Genomic DNA, 338 nt, shown 5'->3' with positions numbered 1-338 from the left:
CCGGCTGTGGTCTGCCTGCATGGTCTGTATTCTATCTTGCAGGGCTTCGATGGTTTCCTCGTGGTCGGCTACCTCCCTATGCAGGGCGGTGTTCTCTTTTTCCAATGTCTTGACCTTGTTGCTGCCGAAAAGAGAACCGACACTCTCGGCGATGTTGGTGGCTGCGGTGGTTGCCGCCCCTTTCAGCTTCTCGGTCTGTATTTCTTTTTTCGCCCGTCTTAGTTCTTCCCGTGCCGTTTCTTTCTGCTGTTGCAAATCCACCACTTCCGCTTTGAGGTCGTCGGAGAGTTTCTGTATATCCCGATAATACTGCTGCGTGGACTTGTGGCGAGCCTTCG

1 pseudogene is annotated in these 338 nt (G+C 53.6%); it reads right to left on the bottom strand.

The features are described from left to right. A pseudogene (locus DWZ47_RS10185) lies at window positions 1–297 on the bottom strand (mobilization protein); the annotation flags it as partial. Window positions 298–338: the final 41 nt, after the last annotated feature.

It is taken from the genome of Bacteroides sp. AF32-8BH (assembly GCF_003435205.1).
In the GTDB taxonomy this organism is placed as follows: domain Bacteria; phylum Bacteroidota; class Bacteroidia; order Bacteroidales; family Bacteroidaceae; genus Bacteroides; species Bacteroides ovatus.
The sequence above is the reverse complement of the archived record's forward strand: the minus strand, read 5'-3'. Positions and strand labels throughout refer to the sequence as shown.